The organism is Rhizobium sp. NLR16a (genome assembly GCF_017948245.1).
In the GTDB taxonomy this organism is placed as follows: domain Bacteria; phylum Pseudomonadota; class Alphaproteobacteria; order Rhizobiales; family Rhizobiaceae; genus Rhizobium.
In genome coordinates, this window is the sequence record NZ_CP072865.1 from 2488648 (window position 1) to 2504106 (window position 15459).

At 63.7% G+C, this 15459-nt stretch carries 15 protein-coding genes; 8 read left to right on the forward strand and 7 right to left on the reverse strand.

Annotation, left to right across the window (positions count from 1 at the left end):
* Positions 1–15 precede the first annotated feature (15 nt).
* The 8 genes from J7U39_RS12190 (at position 16) to J7U39_RS12225 (ending at position 8590) form a co-directional block, all read left to right on the forward strand.
* Positions 16–1479 (forward strand): aldehyde dehydrogenase, encoded by a 1464-nt coding sequence (locus J7U39_RS12190; protein ID WP_210628424.1) that lies wholly within the window; start codon positions 16–18, stop codon positions 1477–1479.
* Positions 1480–1543: 64 nt separating this feature from the next.
* On the forward strand, positions 1544–2860 hold the full coding sequence (locus J7U39_RS12195; protein WP_210628425.1) for an ABC transporter substrate-binding protein: 1317 nt from the start codon (positions 1544–1546) through the stop codon (positions 2858–2860).
* 5 nt (positions 2861–2865) lie between these two features.
* The gene (locus J7U39_RS12200; RefSeq protein ID WP_210628426.1) at positions 2866–3621 is read left to right on the forward strand and encodes an ABC transporter ATP-binding protein; all 756 of its coding nucleotides are present in this window, start codon (positions 2866–2868) and stop codon (positions 3619–3621) included.
* Complete coding sequence (locus tag J7U39_RS12205) at positions 3618–4346, forward strand: ABC transporter ATP-binding protein (protein ID WP_210628427.1); 729 nt, start codon at positions 3618–3620, stop codon at positions 4344–4346. The genes J7U39_RS12200 and J7U39_RS12205 overlap by 4 nt, the downstream gene beginning before the upstream one ends.
* Positions 4343–5275, forward strand: coding sequence for a branched-chain amino acid ABC transporter permease (locus J7U39_RS12210; RefSeq protein ID WP_210628428.1), 933 nt, complete (start codon positions 4343–4345; stop codon positions 5273–5275). Before J7U39_RS12205 ends, J7U39_RS12210 begins: the two co-directional genes overlap by 4 nt.
* Positions 5272–6297 (forward strand): branched-chain amino acid ABC transporter permease, encoded by a 1026-nt coding sequence (locus J7U39_RS12215; RefSeq protein ID WP_210628429.1) that lies wholly within the window; start codon positions 5272–5274, stop codon positions 6295–6297. The genes J7U39_RS12210 and J7U39_RS12215 overlap by 4 nt, the downstream gene beginning before the upstream one ends.
* A gap of 39 nt (positions 6298–6336) precedes the next feature.
* Entirely contained in the window at positions 6337–7122 is a 786-nt protein-coding gene (locus tag J7U39_RS12220) for a coniferyl-alcohol dehydrogenase (protein ID WP_210628430.1), read from the forward strand.
* A gap of 22 nt (positions 7123–7144) precedes the next feature.
* Positions 7145–8590 (forward strand): aldehyde dehydrogenase, encoded by a 1446-nt coding sequence (locus J7U39_RS12225; protein WP_210628431.1) that lies wholly within the window; start codon positions 7145–7147, stop codon positions 8588–8590.
* Positions 8591–8761: 171 nt separating this feature from the next.
* On the opposite strand, the gene gmk is transcribed toward J7U39_RS12225, so the two are convergent.
* From gmk to fabD, 7 genes are all read right to left on the reverse strand, one after another.
* Positions 8762–9424: a guanylate kinase gene (gmk, locus tag J7U39_RS12230; protein WP_210628432.1), complete on the reverse strand. Its 663-nt coding sequence runs from the start codon at positions 9422–9424 to the stop codon at positions 8762–8764.
* Between the two features lie 3 nt (positions 9425–9427).
* Entirely contained in the window at positions 9428–10315 is an 888-nt protein-coding gene (locus J7U39_RS12235) for a YicC/YloC family endoribonuclease (protein ID WP_210628433.1), read from the reverse strand.
* Positions 10316–10334: 19 nt separating this feature from the next.
* Entirely contained in the window at positions 10335–11552 is a 1218-nt protein-coding gene (gene mltG / locus J7U39_RS12240; protein WP_210628434.1) for an endolytic transglycosylase MltG, read from the reverse strand.
* Between the two features lie 131 nt (positions 11553–11683).
* Positions 11684–12946, reverse strand: a complete 1263-nt coding sequence (gene fabF, locus J7U39_RS12245) for a beta-ketoacyl-ACP synthase II (RefSeq protein ID WP_210628435.1) — start codon at positions 12944–12946, stop codon at positions 11684–11686.
* A gap of 93 nt (positions 12947–13039) precedes the next feature.
* Positions 13040–13276, reverse strand: coding sequence for an acyl carrier protein (locus J7U39_RS12250; RefSeq protein ID WP_003547058.1), 237 nt, complete (start codon positions 13274–13276; stop codon positions 13040–13042).
* Positions 13277–13563: 287 nt separating this feature from the next.
* On the reverse strand, positions 13564–14301 hold the full coding sequence (gene fabG, locus J7U39_RS12255; protein ID WP_210628436.1) for a 3-oxoacyl-[acyl-carrier-protein] reductase: 738 nt from the start codon (positions 14299–14301) through the stop codon (positions 13564–13566).
* Between the two features lie 30 nt (positions 14302–14331).
* Positions 14332–15276: an ACP S-malonyltransferase gene (gene fabD / locus J7U39_RS12260; RefSeq protein WP_210628437.1), complete on the reverse strand. Its 945-nt coding sequence runs from the start codon at positions 15274–15276 to the stop codon at positions 14332–14334.
* Positions 15277–15459 lie beyond the last annotated feature (183 nt).

Genomic DNA, 15459 nt, shown 5'->3' on the forward strand with positions numbered 1-15459 from the left:
GCCAGCATGTGACGAATGGGTGAAACCGTGTTTTCGGCAAAGCTGATGATCAACAACGAGGCAATGGATGCGTCCGAGGGGGCCACCTTCGAACGCATCGATCCGCTGACCGGCGACGTCGCGACGATCGCTTCGGCAGGATCCGTCGCCGACATGAGGCGGGCTGCCAATGCCGCCGCTGCCGCCTTTCCCGATTGGTCGCAGACCGGCCCGGGCGAACGGCGCAGACTGCTCAACGCCGCCGCCGAACTTCTCGATGCCCGTTCGCCGGAACTGATTGCCGCCATGACCGGCGAAACCGGCGCCACGAGGCAATGGGCGGCGATCAATTGCCGGCTCGGCGCCGATATTTTCCGCGAGGCGGCGGCGATGACCACGCAAATTTCGGGTGAACTCATTCCATCGGGCATTCCCGGAAACCTTGCCATGGCGGTGCGCCAGCCGGCCGGCGTCTGCGTCGGCATCGCGCCCTGGAACGCGCCCATTATTCTCGGCACCCGCGCCGTCGCCATGCCGCTTGCCTGTGGCAACACTGTCATCCTGAAAGCCTCCGAACTCTGCCCGAAGACCCACGGCCTGATCGGCGACATCCTCCGCGACGCCGGCTTTCCCCGCGGCGTCGTCAACGTCGTCTCCAATGCGCCGAGCGATGCCGCCGCCGTCGTTGATGCCCTGATCGCCCATCCGGCTGTGCGCCGCATCAACTTCACCGGCTCCACCCGTGTCGGCAGGATCATCGCGGAAAGCGCGGCACGGCATCTGAAGCGCTGCCTGCTCGAACTCGGCGGCAAGGCACCATTCATCGTTCTTGCCGACGCCGATATCGACGAGGCAGTGGGTGCCGCCGCCTTCGGCGCCTTCATGAACCAGGGCCAGATCTGCATGTCCACAGAGCGGATCATCCTGATGGACGAGATCGCCGATAATTTCGTCGGCAAATTCCGGGCGAAGGCCGAGACCCTCGTCGCGGGCCATCCCGGGGACGGCAATACGCCGCTCGGCACGCTGATCAACGCCGAAGCGGCGCGCCGCGTGAAGTCGCTCGTTGAGGATGCCATGCAGAAGGGCGCGGCGCTCGTCTGCGGCGGCCGGCCCAACGGCACGCTGATGGATGCGACCGTCATCGATCACGTGACGCCTGCCATGCGCATCTACCGCGAGGAAAGTTTTGGGCCGGTCGCGGCGATCGTCCGGGTCGGCAGCGTCGACGAGGCGGTGACGGTTGCCAACGACAATGAATACGGGCTCTCGGCGGCGGTTTTCAGCGCCGACATCAATGCGGCGATGGCTGTTGCCATGCGGCTTGAATCCGGCATCTGCCACATCAACGAGGCCACGGTTTCCGACGAGCCGCAAATGCCGTTCGGGGGCGTCAAATCAAGCGGCTACGGCCGCTTCGGCGGCAAGGCCGCAATCGATGAATTCACCGAGCTCAGATGGATCACCATGGCATCGGGAAAACGACACTACCCGATCTGACTTCAGATCGGGATGAACACAGGGAACGGGCTGGGAGGCCCGCATCAGGAGGAGGAACGATTTCATGAACGGCATTTTCCGCAACGGCAAACTCAACGCGGCAACTCTCACCCGCCGCTCTTTCATCGCATCGGCTGCCGCAGGCGGTGCGGCGCTGGCGCTTTCCGGCCGCACGGCTTTTGCCCAAGGCGGTACGCTGAAGGTCGGCTTCATCAGCCCGCGCACCGGCCCTCTCGGCGGCTTCGGCGAGACCGACGGCTATGTGCTGGAACTGGCGCGCAAGGCGCTGGCGAACGGCCTGCAGGCGGGCGGCAAGACCTGGAAGGTGGAGATACTCGACCAGGACACCCAGTCAGATCCCTCCCGCGCCGGGCAACTGGCGAAAGACCTGATCAACAATGAGGCGATCGACCTGATGCTCGCCGTCTCGACGCCCGAAACCATCAATCCGGTGGCCGATGCCTGCGAGGCGGCAGGCATTCCCTGCCTTTCCACGGTCATGCCCTGGGAAGCCTGGTATTTCGGCCGCGGCGCCAAGCCCGGCGCGCCCTCGCCCTTCAAATGGACCTATCATTTCGGCTTCGGCGTCGAAGAGTTCCACAAGGCCTATGTCTCGCAGTGGAGCCTGATCGAGACCAACAAGAAGGTCGGCGTCATGTATCCGAACGATGCCGACGGCAATGCGATCCGCGCCCATCTGGCTCCGGCACTTGCCAAGGCGGGCTTCACCATTGTCGACCCAGGCGCCTATGAAACCGGAACCACCGATTTTTCGGCGCAGATCGCTCTCTTCCGGCAGGAGGGTGTGGAGATCTTCAACTCCTTTCCGATCCCGCCCGATTTCGCCGCCTTCTGGCGTCAGGCGGCACAGCAGGGCCTGACCCAGCAGATCAAGATCTGCCAGGTCGCGAAAACCGGCCTCTTTCCATCCGACATCGAGGCGCTCGGCGATCTCGGCCTCAACATCGGCAGCGCCGCCTACTGGCACAAGGCCTTCCCTTACAAATCGACGCTGACCGGCGTCTCCGGAACCAAACTTGCCGACGGCTATGAAACGGCCAGCGGCAAGCAGTGGACGCAGCAGCTCGGCGCCAGCCTGGCGCTGCTCGATGCCGGCTTCGATGCGCTGAAGGCGAGCACCGACGTCAAGAGCAAGGAGGCGGTCGCCAAGGCGCTCGCCACGCTGAAAACCACGACGATCGCCGGCAAGGTCGACTTCACTAGCGGTCCCGTCGCCAATGTTTCTCCCGGGCCGATCATCGGTACGCAGTGGGTGAAGGCGCCGGAGGGCTCGAAATTCGCGCTCGACTACGTCGTCACCGAAAACGCCACCGATCCCAATGTCCCGGTCGGCGCCAAGCTGACCGCCTACAACGGATAACAGCAGTGCAGAGGCAAGAAGCGCAAAGACGGCCGGGGGAAGCTTTTCTCTCGGCCAAGGGGATCCACAAGCGGTTCGGCGCGCTTGTCGTGCTGGAGAACCTGGATTTCTCCATGGGCGACGGCGAGGCGGTCGGCATCGTCGGGCCGAACGGCGCGGGCAAGACGACGTTGCTCAGCGTGCTCGCCGGCGCCTCCCCGCCGAGTGCGGGAACCGTCGTCTTCGACGGCGCCGACGTCACCAACCGGACGGCGGCGGAGCGCTGCCGTTCCGGGCTCGTGCGGACGCATCAGATTCCCAAGCCCTTTGGCGGCATGACCACCTTCGAAAATGTCTTCGTCGCCGCCTCGCACGGCAATGCGGCAAGCCGGGACGAGGCCTATGAGCGTGTGGTGGATTCGCTGTCGCTCTGCGGCATGCTCGGCGTGGCTAACCGTTCCGCCGACACGCTCGGCCTGCTCGACCGCAAACGCCTGGAGCTTGCCCGTGCGCTCGCCACGCAGCCGAGGCTGCTGTTGCTCGACGAGATCGGCGGCGGCCTGACCGATGGCGAGGCGAGCGAACTCGTCGAAACCATCCTGGAATTGCGCCGCCGTGGCATCGGCATCGTCTGGATCGAGCATATCGTCCATATCCTGCTGCAGGTGGCGGAACGGCTGATCTGCATGGATGCCGGCCGGATCATCGCCGACGGCGAACCGAAGACTGTCATGAGCGATGCGGAAGTGGTCAAGGCCTATCTTGGAGGGGCGCCCGCATGAGCCTGCTTTCCATCGACAATCTCGACGTCCGCCACGGCCTGCTGCAGGCGGTGCGCGGGGTCAGTTTCGACCTGGCCAAGGGCGAGGTGCTGGCGCTGGTCGGCGCCAATGGCGCCGGCAAGACGACGCTGCTGAGATCGATCGCCGGCGCCCACCTGCCCGCCGCCGGCCGCGTTCTTCTCGGCGATGAAGACCTGGCTGCAGTCCCCTCCCACAAGCGGATCGCCAAGGGCATCGCCCTGGTCCCGGAAGGCCGGCGCCTGTTTGCGCAGATGACCGTCGAAGAGAACCTGCTTCTCGGCAAGAGCTGCGGGCGCAAGGGCGAGTGGAACATCGACCGTGTGCTCGACGCTTTTCCGAACCTGAAACCCCGCCGGCACGCCAAGACCGGGCACCTCTCCGGCGGGGAGCAGCAGGCGACCGCCATCGGCCGGGCGCTGATGAGCAATCCCGATATTCTTCTCTTGGACGAGGTCTCGCTAGGGCTTTCGCCTCTCGTCGTTGACCGCGTCTATACCCAGCTGCAGGCGCTCCTGACTTCGGGAACAACGATCGTGCTGGTCGAGCAGGATCTTGGCCGCGCCATGAGGGTCGCCGGCCGGGTCATCTGCATGCTGGAAGGCCGCATCGTGCTCGACAGGCCGGCAGCCGCCGTCACCCGCGACGAAGTCACCAAGGCCTATTTCGGACTGCACCGGACAGCCGGCGAAAGGAGCGCATCATGATCAACACCCTGATCCAGGGCCTCCTGCTCGGCGGTTATTACGCCGTCATCGCCTGCGGCCTGTCCTTCATGTTCTCCGTCATGCGGATCATCAATCTCGCCCATGGCAGCCTGGCGGTCGCCGCCGCCTACGGGCTGTGGCTGCTCGCCGCCAAAGCCGGCATCCCGCCTTTTGCCGGCCTGCTGATCGTGCTGCCCGTCATGGCGGTGATCGGTTGGCTGCTGCAGCGCTTCATCCTCGAACGCAGCGCCCGCGGCGGCGCGCTGCTGCCGATTCTCACGACCTTCGGCCTGTCGATCGTCATCGACAATCTGCTGTTCGAACAGTTCGGCGCCGACACACGCTCGCTCGCGCCCTTCATCGGTAATCTCTCCTACGCATCCTGGCAGCTGCCCGGCCACATCTTCGTCGGCGAGCTTGCCGTGATGATGATGGTTACGGCGATCCTCATTCTCGGCGGGCTGCAGTTCTTCCTCGGCCGCTTTGCGCTCGGCCGCGCCATTCGCGCCACCGCCGAAGATCCCGATACGGCAGGGCTCGTCGGCATCGATGCGCGCAGGGTGAATGCGGTCGCCACCGCCATTACCATGGTCACGATCGGCATCGCCGGCGCCTTTCTCGGCATGCGGGCGACCTTCAGTCCCTATGCCGGCGGCCCGCAGCTGCTCTTTGCCTTCGAGGCCGCGGTCATCGGCGGAGCGGGATCGCTCTGGGGCACGCTTGCCGGCGGCATCGTCCTCGGCCTTGCCCAATCGCTCGGCGCGCAATTGCATCCCCAGGGCTTCCTGATCGGCGGCCATGCCGTGTTCCTGCTGGTGCTTTTCATCCGGCTGTCCCGCTCCCGCCCGCTGGTTCTCGACAAGATCGCAGCGCTTCTGAAACCCCGCGCCCTCCTCAACCCTCGCGCACGCCATCGGAGCCCGACATGACATTCGTCGCCAACGGAATATCGATCGAGCGCTGGACGACCTCGTCGCGGGTGGCGCTTGGCTCCATGGCCGCGGTGTTTGCGCTGCTGATCCTCGCCCCCGCCGTGCTTGGTGCCGGTGCGATCGACCGGATGACCGCCCTGTTCATCTATGTGATCCTGGCCGCCATGTGGAATGCGCTTGCCGGTTTCGGCGGGCTGGTCTCGGTCGGCCAGCAGGTGTTTTTCGGCCTCGGCGCCTATTTCACCATTCGGCTCGCCGATGCGGGGCTCGATCCCTTCGTCTCGGTCTTTGCCGCGGCGATCGTGATCGGCGCGCTGTCGATCCCGCTTTCGCTGTTCATGCTGCGGCTGAAGGGCGGCGAGTTTGCGATCGGCATGTGGGTCGTGGCCGAACTCGCGCATCTGCTCGTCAATCTCGACCGGCTGATCCAGGGGGAAACGGGAACCTCGCTGATTTCGCTCAACGTCTATGACAGCGGCACGCGGCGGGCGGCGATCTATTGGCTTGCCCTCACGTCCATGGCTGCCTTGCTCGGCGCGCTCTTCATGCTGATGCGCAGCCGCGCGGGTGCGGCGATGCAGGCGACCCGCGACAATGAGGAGGCGGCGGCCTCGGTCGGCGTGCGGGTGACCGCCACCAAGCGGCTGCTCTTCGTACTCGCCGCCTTCGGCATCGCCATCGCCGGCGGCTTGTGGCTGGCGACCGCCACGACCTTCCAGCCGAAAACCTATTTCAGCGTCCAGTGGACGGCCTACATGATCTTCATGGTGCTGGTCGGCGGGATCGGCAGGTTCGAGGGCGCGATCCTCGGCGCCATCCTGTTCTTCGTCATCGAGACTTTCTTCGGCAGCGCCGGCGTCTGGTATCTGATCGGGCTTGGCGCCACCGCGCTGATCTTCTCGCTCTATCTGCCGCGCGGCCTTTGGGGCGAAGTCGAGCGCCGCTTCGATTTCCAGCTTCTGCCCGTCGGCTACCGGCTGAAACTGCCCGGGCCGACGAAAATCAAATGGGAAGAATGAACCTACCTGCTTCCCGTTTTCTTGCGAAAGGTGAAATCCATGCTTTTTGGTAAAACAATCCTGGTGACCGGCGTCGCCTCCGGCATCGGCGCCCGGACGGCGGAACTGGCCGGCCAGATGGGCGCCGAGGTCATCGGCGTCGATGTGCGCGAACCGGCAAATGCAAGTGCCGCCTTCATCAAAGGCGATCTCTCCACGCCATCGGGCGTTGCCGAGATTGTCGCGCAGCTGCCGTCGCGTCTCGATGCGCTCGCCAATGTCGCCGGCCTTTCCGGCAATACCGGCGTCGTCTCGACGCTCGCCGTCAATTTCTACGGGCTGCGCGCCCTGTCGGAAGCCGTGGCACCCCGCCTGCGCGAAGGCGGCGCCATCGTCAACGTCGCCTCGATCGCCGGTTACGGCTGGCGCGCCAATCTCGAGCGGGCCAAATCGCTGACCTCGATCGAAGGCTTTCCAGATGTGGCGGCCGTTGCCGCCGAACATGGCCTCAAGGACGAGCAGGGTTATCCGCTCTCCAAGGAGCTGCTGCTGCTCTGGACCATGCGCGCCGCCCACCAGCCCCTGTTCAAGAACCGCGGCATCCGCGTCAATGCGGTGAGCCCCGGGCCGGTGGAAACGCCGATCCTCAAGCAGTTCCGCGCCGTGCTCGGCGACGCCAGGGTCGACAGCGACATCACCCGCGTCGGCCGCGCCGGCACATCAGCCGATATCGCGCCCGCCGTGCTCTTCCTCTGCTCGGATGGCGGACGCTGGATCAATGGCGCCAATCTTGCCGCCGACGGCGGCCTCGAAGCATCGATCAATGCCGAGGTTCTCGGCTTCTAGTTCTTTCTCAAGGAGACACACGATGAATATTTCCCTGCTCATAAACGGCGCCGACCGGGCCGCCACCAGCGGCCGGACCTATGACCGGATCGACCCCTTCACCGAAAAGCTTGCGAGCCGCGCGGCCGCCGCGAGCCTCGAGGATGTCGCTGCGGCCGTCGACGCCGCTTCCGCCGCCTTCGGCGCCTGGTCGAAGACCGGGCCCGGCCAGCGCCGCGCCATCCTGATGAAGGCCGCCGACATCATGGATTCGAAAGCGGCCGAATTTACCCGGCTGATGATCGAGGAAACCGGCGCCACCGCGCCCTGGGCCGGCTTCAACGTCATGCTCGCCGCCAACATTCTGCGCGAGGCGGGCGCCATGACGACGCAAATTTCAGGCGAAATCATCCCGTCCGACAAACCCGGATCGCTTTCCATGGGCGTTCGCCAGGCGGCCGGCGTGTGCCTCGCAATCGCGCCGTGGAATGCGCCCGTCATCCTCGCCACCCGCGCCATCGCCATGCCGATCGCCTGCGGCAACACCGTCATCCTCAAGGCATCCGAACAATGCCCGGGCACGCACCGGCTGATCGCCACGGCGCTGACCGAAGCCGGCCTGCCGGCCGGCGTCATCAATGTTCTGACCAATGCGCCGGAGGATGCGCCTGAGATCGTCAACGCACTGATCGCCCATCCGGCCGTCAGGCGCGTCAACTTCACCGGCTCGACCAAGGTCGGCAGGATCATTGCCGAGACCTGCGGCAAATATCTCAAGCCCGCCTTGCTCGAGCTCGGCGGCAAGGCGCCGCTGGTCATTCTCGACGACGCCGATATCGACGGCGCCGTCAATGCCGCGATCTTCGGCGCCTTCATGCATCAGGGCCAGATCTGCATGTCGACCGAGCGGATCATCGTCGACACGGCGATCGCCGATCAGTTCGTCGCCAAACTGGTCGCCCGCGCCAGCCAGCTGCCGGCCGGCGACCCGCGCGGCCATGTCGTTCTCGGTTCACTGATCAGCCTCGACGTCGCCAGGAAAATGGAGGAGCTGATCACCGATGCCACCGCCAAGGGCGCAAAACTCGTGGCCGGCGGCAAGCGCTCCGGCACCGTGGTCGAGGCGACGCTGCTCGATCACGTCACCCCCGACATGCGCGTCTATGCGGAGGAATCCTTCGGCCCGGTCAAGCCGATCATTCGCGTCGCCGGCGAGGAGGAAGCAATCCGCATCGCCAACGACACAGAATACGGCCTGTCATCCGCCGTCTTCAGCCGCAACATCCAGCGGGCGATGGCGGTTGCAGCCCGCATCGAATCCGGTATCTGCCACATCAACGGCCCGACGCTGCACGATGAAGCGCAAATGCCCTTCGGCGGCGTCAAGGGCAGCGGCTACGGCCGCTTCGGCGGCAAGGCAGCGATTGCCGAATTCACCGACCTACGCTGGATCACGGTGGAGGATTCTGCCCAGCACTATCCCTTCTGAGGGGGCAGGCGCGCCCAGCGAATTTTCCGAGGTAGCGAGCGCGCCATTTCAATGCCGTGGTAGGTGACCTGGCGCGATGCTGTCTCAAACCTGATGTCAGCGAATTCCAGTGTCGACCTGGCTGTCACCGGCGAGCGCCGCATCAGGACACGAACTCGCGCAATCGGCTCGCTAGAGCGACGGCGTCTCTTCCAGCAATTCGCGGACGAAATCGAACATGCCGTGGCGGCGGTCACGGCGCAGGCGTTCGGCCTTGACGATCGACTGGACGGCGTCGAAGGCGGTGTTGAGATCGTCATTGACGATGACATAATCATATTCGCGCCAGTGGGCAATCTCGGCGCGGCTGTTGGCCAGACGCGTCTGAATGACCGCCTCGGAATCCTCGGCACGGCGATGCAGTCGCGACTGGAGCTCCGTCATGGTCGGCGGCAGCACGAAGATCGAGACGACGTCGGCCGACATCTTCTCCTGTAACTGCTGGGCGCCCTGCCAATCGATATCGAAGAGCATATCGCGACCTTCGGCCATGGCCTGCTCGACCGGCTCGCGCGGCGTACCGTAGAAATTGCCATGCACTTCGGCCCATTCGAGCAGTGCGTCGCTATCGCGCAACCGCTCGAACTCGCGCACGCTTTTAAAATGGTAATGCACGCCTTCGACCTCGCTCGGGCGGCGTTGGCGCGTGGTGACGCTGACGGAGAGGCCGATATGCTTGTCGGTCTCCAGAAGCGTGCGCGCAATTGTGGACTTGCCGGCGCCGGATGGCGACGAAATTACAAGCATCAAACCGCGACGGGCGATCTGTACGGGCGAGGATTTCGCCGGTTTCATGTCCTACTCCAAATTCTGGACCTGCTCGCGGAACTGGTCGATCACGACTTTCAGTTCGATGCCGGCGGCAGTGACCGCCGAGGCATTCGACTTGGAGCAGATGGTATTCGATTCTCGGTTAAATTCCTGTGCAAGGAAGTCCAGCCGGCGCCCGGCAGGCCCGCCTTTCTCCAGGAGATCGCGCGCGGCGGCGATATGTGCCTTCAGGCGATCGATTTCTTCGCGCAGATCCGCCTTCGTCGCCAATAAAGCGGCCTCGGCGTGAAGCCGGTCACGGTCGAGGGCGGCCATGCCGTCCATCAGCAAGGCGACCTGTGCCGCAAGCCTAGCCGCGATCTCAGCCGGCGAACGTGAGGAATCCATCTCGATCGTCCGGGTCAGACCCTCGATCGTCGCGACGTGATCGAGAAGGATGCGGGAAAGCGCCGCCCCTTCCTGTGCGCGCATTGCCTTGAGATCGGAAAGCGCGGCGAGCAGGCCGGCAATAATTTCTGCGTCACGGGCGGCAAGCGCCTCCTCGCCATCCTCGCCTTCACGGAACTCCACGATGCCGCGCACGAGAAGCAGCGTATCGAGCTTCAACGGCGCAGGATCGATCACGTCAACCAGTTGTTCGCGCATGGCAAGCACGGCAGCGAGCGCCTCTTTGTTCAGCACCGCCTCGAAACGGTTCTCGTCGGCAGTGACCGATAGGGATGCCTGCAGGTTGCCGCGGCTGAAGGTTTCGCCGGCAAGGCGGCGGACCTCCGCCTCCATGCGTTCGAGGCCGGGCGGCAGGCGCAGGCGCAGGTCGAAACCCTTGCCATTCACCGAGCGCAGCTCCCATGCCCAGCGCCAGCGGCCGCTCGTTCCCTCGCGCCGCGCAAAACCGGTCATGGACTGCAAAGCCATCCGAGCCTCCCGAAAACTGTCAGTTGATCTTCTTTTTCTTCGGCGGCACGACAGTCGCGCCGTTGTCGCCCGGCTGCTCTTCCGGCTGGCCGTCGACGGCGATGTTCGGATCCGAACCCTTGTCAGCCTCGAGCTTGCGCCAGCGCTTGACGTTGGCATTGTGCTCCTCGAGCGTCGCGGCAAAGACGTGGCCGCCGGTGCCGTCGGCGACGAAATAGAGATCCTGGGTCTTCCAAGGGTTGGCAACGGCTTCCAGCGCATCCTTGCCGGGATTGGCGATCGGCGTCGGCGGCAGGCCCTTGATGACATAGGTATTGTAAGGCGTGTCCCGCTTCAGGTCCGACTGGTAGATCGGCCGGTCGGCTGGTTTTCCCTGCCCACCGAACAGCCCATAGATGATCGTCGGATCCGACTGCAGACGCATGCCCTTGCCAAGCCGGTTCAGGAAAACGGAGGCGACATGGGCACGTTCGTCTGGAATACCGGTCTCCTTTTCGACGATCGAAGCGAGGGTCACGAATTCCTCTTTTGATCGCAGCGGCAGCGAGGCGTCGCGCTTATCCCAGATCTGATCGACGAGCTTCTGCTGCGCAGCCGCCATTTGCTCGATGATTTCCGAGCGCTTGGTGCCGCGCGAGAATTTGTAGGTGTCCGGACGCAGGCTGCCTTCTGCCGGCAACGCGGCCGGCAGGTCGCCCTCCAGGACCGGATCCTGCAGCATGCGGTCGAACATCTGACGGACCGTCAGGCCTTCCGGAAAGGACACCGAATAGAGGATGGACTTGCCCGATTTCAGCAGCTCCATGATATCGCTCATGGAGGCTCTCGCCTTGATCTCATATTCGCCGGCCTTCAGGCTCTCGCCGGCGGAAAGATGAGTCGCCGTCAGATATCGGAAAATACGGGCGTCGGAGATGATCGCGTTGCGCTCGAGGTTCGTGGCGATTTCCGCCAGACCCGCACCGTTGCGGACGATGAAATTGGTGTTGGTCTGCAGCGGGCCCGGGCTCTGATAGGTCGAGGTCGCGTAGTAGAAGCCGATGACGGCGAGGACGCAGACCAGCACCGTCATCGTCATGATGAAGTTCAGGAAAAGAACGATCTGGCTGCGGGCGTTCCTGGAGCGTTTCGGCGGCTCCGGAACACGTTCCGGACGCAGGGCTTCGCTCGGCGACTTCGGGATGATCGGTCCCTTCTGCGCCTGGGTGTCGTTGCTCTGGTTCGTCGTATCGCTCACCGGCAATCCTCTATAACTCAGCCCTCATTCCGCTATTTCGCGAAGCAATGCGGCAAAAGCAGGTTCTGCCGCCGTTCAACGAAGCCGCTGCCGGTCGTTGTGCTTTCACCCGGCCTGCTATGACGGTACCCTTATTGTGCGTATCGGCGCAGCACGAGCGATGCATTTGTGCCACCGAATCCGAACGAGTTGGACAGCGCCACATTGATTTCTCGCTCACGCGCCTTGTGCGGAACAAGATCGATCGCCGTTTCGCGTTCGGGATTGTCGAGATTGAGCGTCGGCGGCGCGATATTGTCACGGATGGCAAGTGTCGCGAAGATCGCCTCGATCGCGCCGGCAGCACCGAGAAGGTGTCCCGTCGCCGACTTGGTCGAGGACATGGAGATCTTCGACGCCGCGTTGCCGACCAGGCGCTCGACCGCGCCGAGCTCGATCGTGTCGGCCATGGTCGAAGTACCGTGGGCGTTGATGTAATCGATGTCGGCCGGCGTCAGCCCGGCGCGCTTCAGCGCCATCGCCATGCAGCGGCCGGCACCCTCGCCGTCTTCGGAAGGCGCGGTAATGTGATAGGCGTCACCCGATAGGCCGTAGCCGACGATCTCGGCGTAGATCTTGGCGCCGCGGGCTGTGGCATGCTCCAGCTCTTCGAGCACGACGATGCCGGCGCCCTCGCCCATGACGAAGCCGTCGCGATCGCGGTCATAGGGGCGCGAAGCCTTCTGCGGCTCGTCATTGTGCTGGGTCGACAGCGCCTTGCAGGCGGCAAATCCCGCCAGCGAAATGCGGCTGACGGGAGATTCCGTGCCGCCGGCGACCATGACGTCGGCGTCACCAAGCGCGATCAGCCGCGCGGCATCGCCGATCGCATGCGCGCCCGTCGAGCAGGCGGTGACGACCGAATGATTGGGTCCGCGCAGCTTGTGGCGGATTGAAACCTGGCCGGAAACGAGGTTGATCAGGCGGCCGGGAATGAAGAAGGGGGAGATGCGGCGCGGGCCCTTGTCACGCAAGGTGTAACCCGCCTCGACGATGCCTTCGATGCCGCCGATGCCGGAGCCGATCAACACGCCGGTGGCAATCTGATCCTCATCGGTTTCGGGATGCCACCCGGCATCGGCGAGCGCCATATCGGCGGCGGCCATGCCGAAGATGATGAAGGGATCGACTTTGCGCTGCTCCTTCGGCTCCATCCACTGATCGGCACTGAAGGTGCCGTCGGTACCGTCACCGATCGGGATACGGCAGGCGATCTTGGCGGGAAGGTCGTCGACTTCGAATTCGGTTACCAGACGAGCGCCGTTCTGGCCGGCAAGCAGCCGCGACCACGCCACCTCAGTTCCGCATCCCAAGGGTGATACCATGCCGGTACCGGTGATGACGACACGTCTCATCGCGTGCTTTCCCCCGTCTCTTATGTTCTATGGAGAAATATGCCGAAAAGAAAAGGGCGGACTCCAGGCCCGCCCTTTCTCAAATATATAGGATCAGGCCTGGGCCTTCTCAATAAACTTCACTGCATCACCGACCGTCAGGATCGAGTCGGCAGCGTCGTCAGGAATTTCGACGCCGAATTCTTCTTCGAATGCCATGACAAGTTCGACCGTGTCGAGCGAGTCAGCGCCCAGATCGTCGATAAAGCTGGCGCTCTCGACGACCTTGTCGGCATCAACGCCAAGATGATCAATAACAATTTTCTTTACGCGTTCTGCGATATCGCTCATGTCGGTTTCCTCGACCTTATGTCCTGATCGGAATGCCGTTGCGGCATCCCTACCTTGTTTCAGCCTGCGATGTTTTCAGACATCCTCGGCAAACTCGTTCACCCGGCTTCAGAGATGTCCCAGGCTTGCGAAAAGCCCGCCGGTCCGTCTGCTTTCTCGGGACGACTGTTCACAGTCATTGGCCCGCTTAACATGGTTTAAGCCTGCCGCAAAGCCAGAAAATCAACGCTTCGTGATTGCTCAACATGCTATTGCGGGAAATATCCCCGTGCCAACAGTTTGTCGTTTCAGATCATCGCCATGCCGCCGTTTACGTGCAGCGTCTGGCCTGTCATGTAGGCGGCTTCGGAGGATGCAAGGTAGGCAACAGCCGAAGCGACCTCGCCGCCGGTGCCCATGCGCTTCATCGGGATCGCCCCCATAATCGCTTCCTTCTGCTTGTCGTTCAGCTTGCCGGTCATGGCGCTTTCGATGAAGCCGGGCGCGACGCAGTTGACCGTCACGTTACGGGTGGCAATTTCCTGCGCCAAGGACTTGGTGAAACCGATCATGCCAGCCTTGGAGGCGCAGTAATTGGCCTGGCCCGGATTGCCGGTGACGCCGACGACGGAGGTGATGTTGATGATACGGCCATAGCGGCGGCGCATCATCGGATGCGTCAACTCGCGCGTCAGGCGGAATGTCGCCGTCAGATTAATCTCGATAACCGCATCCCAGTCCTCGTCGCTCATGCGCACGAACAGGCCGTCCTTCGTGATGCCGGCATTGTTGACGAGGATATCGACACCTTCGAGCTCGGCCTCGGCCTTCTGGCCGAGCGCCTTCACCTCGTCACGGTCCGACAAGTTGGCCGGGAAGATCTTCACGCGCTCGCCGAGCTCGGCCGCCAGCGCTTCCAGCTTCTCGACACGGGTGCCGTGCAGACCGACGATGGCGCCCTGCTTATGAAGAAGGCGAGCGATTTCCTCGCCGATACCGCCCGATGCGCCGGTGACGAGAGCCTTGCGGCCGGAAAGATCGAACATGGAAAGGTTCCTTATATCTGGAGATATCAATCAGGCCATGAGGGCGGCGACGGTCGTGTCGATATCCGAGGGACCATTGACCGAGACGCCGTTGATTGTCTTGTCGATGCGGCGGGCAAGGCCGGTCAGCACTTTGCCGGAACCGAGCTCGTAAAGCGTCGTGACGCCGTTTGCGGCGAACCATTCCACCGTCTCGCGCCAGCGGACCTGGCCGGTCACCTGCTCGACCAGGAGGCTGGCGATCTCGTCGGCGCCGGTCACCGGCGCGGCGCGGACATTGGCGATCAGCGGCACGACCGGATCGGACTTGGCGACCGTTACCAGCGCCGCGCGCATGGCCTCGGCCGCAGGCGCCATCAGCTTGGAATGGAAGGGAGCGGAGACCGGCAGCAGGATGGCGCGCTTGGCGCCCTTGTCGGTCGCAAGCCCGGCGGCCTTTTCGACAGCTGCCTTCTCGCCCGAGATGACGATCTGGCCGCCGCCATTGTCGTTGGCGATCTGGCAGGCGCCGATGGCGGCCGCCTCCTCGCAGGCGGCAACGACATCGGCATGTTCGAGGCCGATGATCGCGGCCATGGCGCCGACGCCGACGGGGACGGCCGCCTGCATGGCATTGCCGCGAATACGCAGCAGCCGCGCCGTATCGGCGAGCGAAAAAGTGCCGGCGGCGCAGAGTGCCGAATATTCGCCGAGCGAGTGGCCGGCGACGTAGGCAACATTGGACTTCAGATCCAGCCCCCTGGCCTGCAGAACACGGACGACGGCGATCGATACCGCCATCAGCGCCGGCTGGGCGTTCGCCGTCAAGGTCAACGTGTCCTCAGGCCCGTTGAACATGACATCGGAAAGCTTTTCACCAAGTGCCTCGTCAACCTCTTCGAAAACGGCGCGGGCTTCGGCGAAATTCTCGGCGAGATCCTTGCCCATGCCGACGGCCTGGCTGCCCTGGCCGGGAAAAGTGAAAGCGATGGTCATGTTCATGTCCCTGACTGTGCCCCTCAAGGCTGTTTTGCCTCCAATTGACATTCTTTCCGGCAGAGTCAAGTGGCGCGCCATTCTCCGCAAAGCCTTTCGCGCCCGCGCAAAAGCCCGGATTTTGCTCTTGCGCTCCGTCAAATCCGGCCTAGATTTGCCCAGACCCTTCCAAGGCTTCCCTCT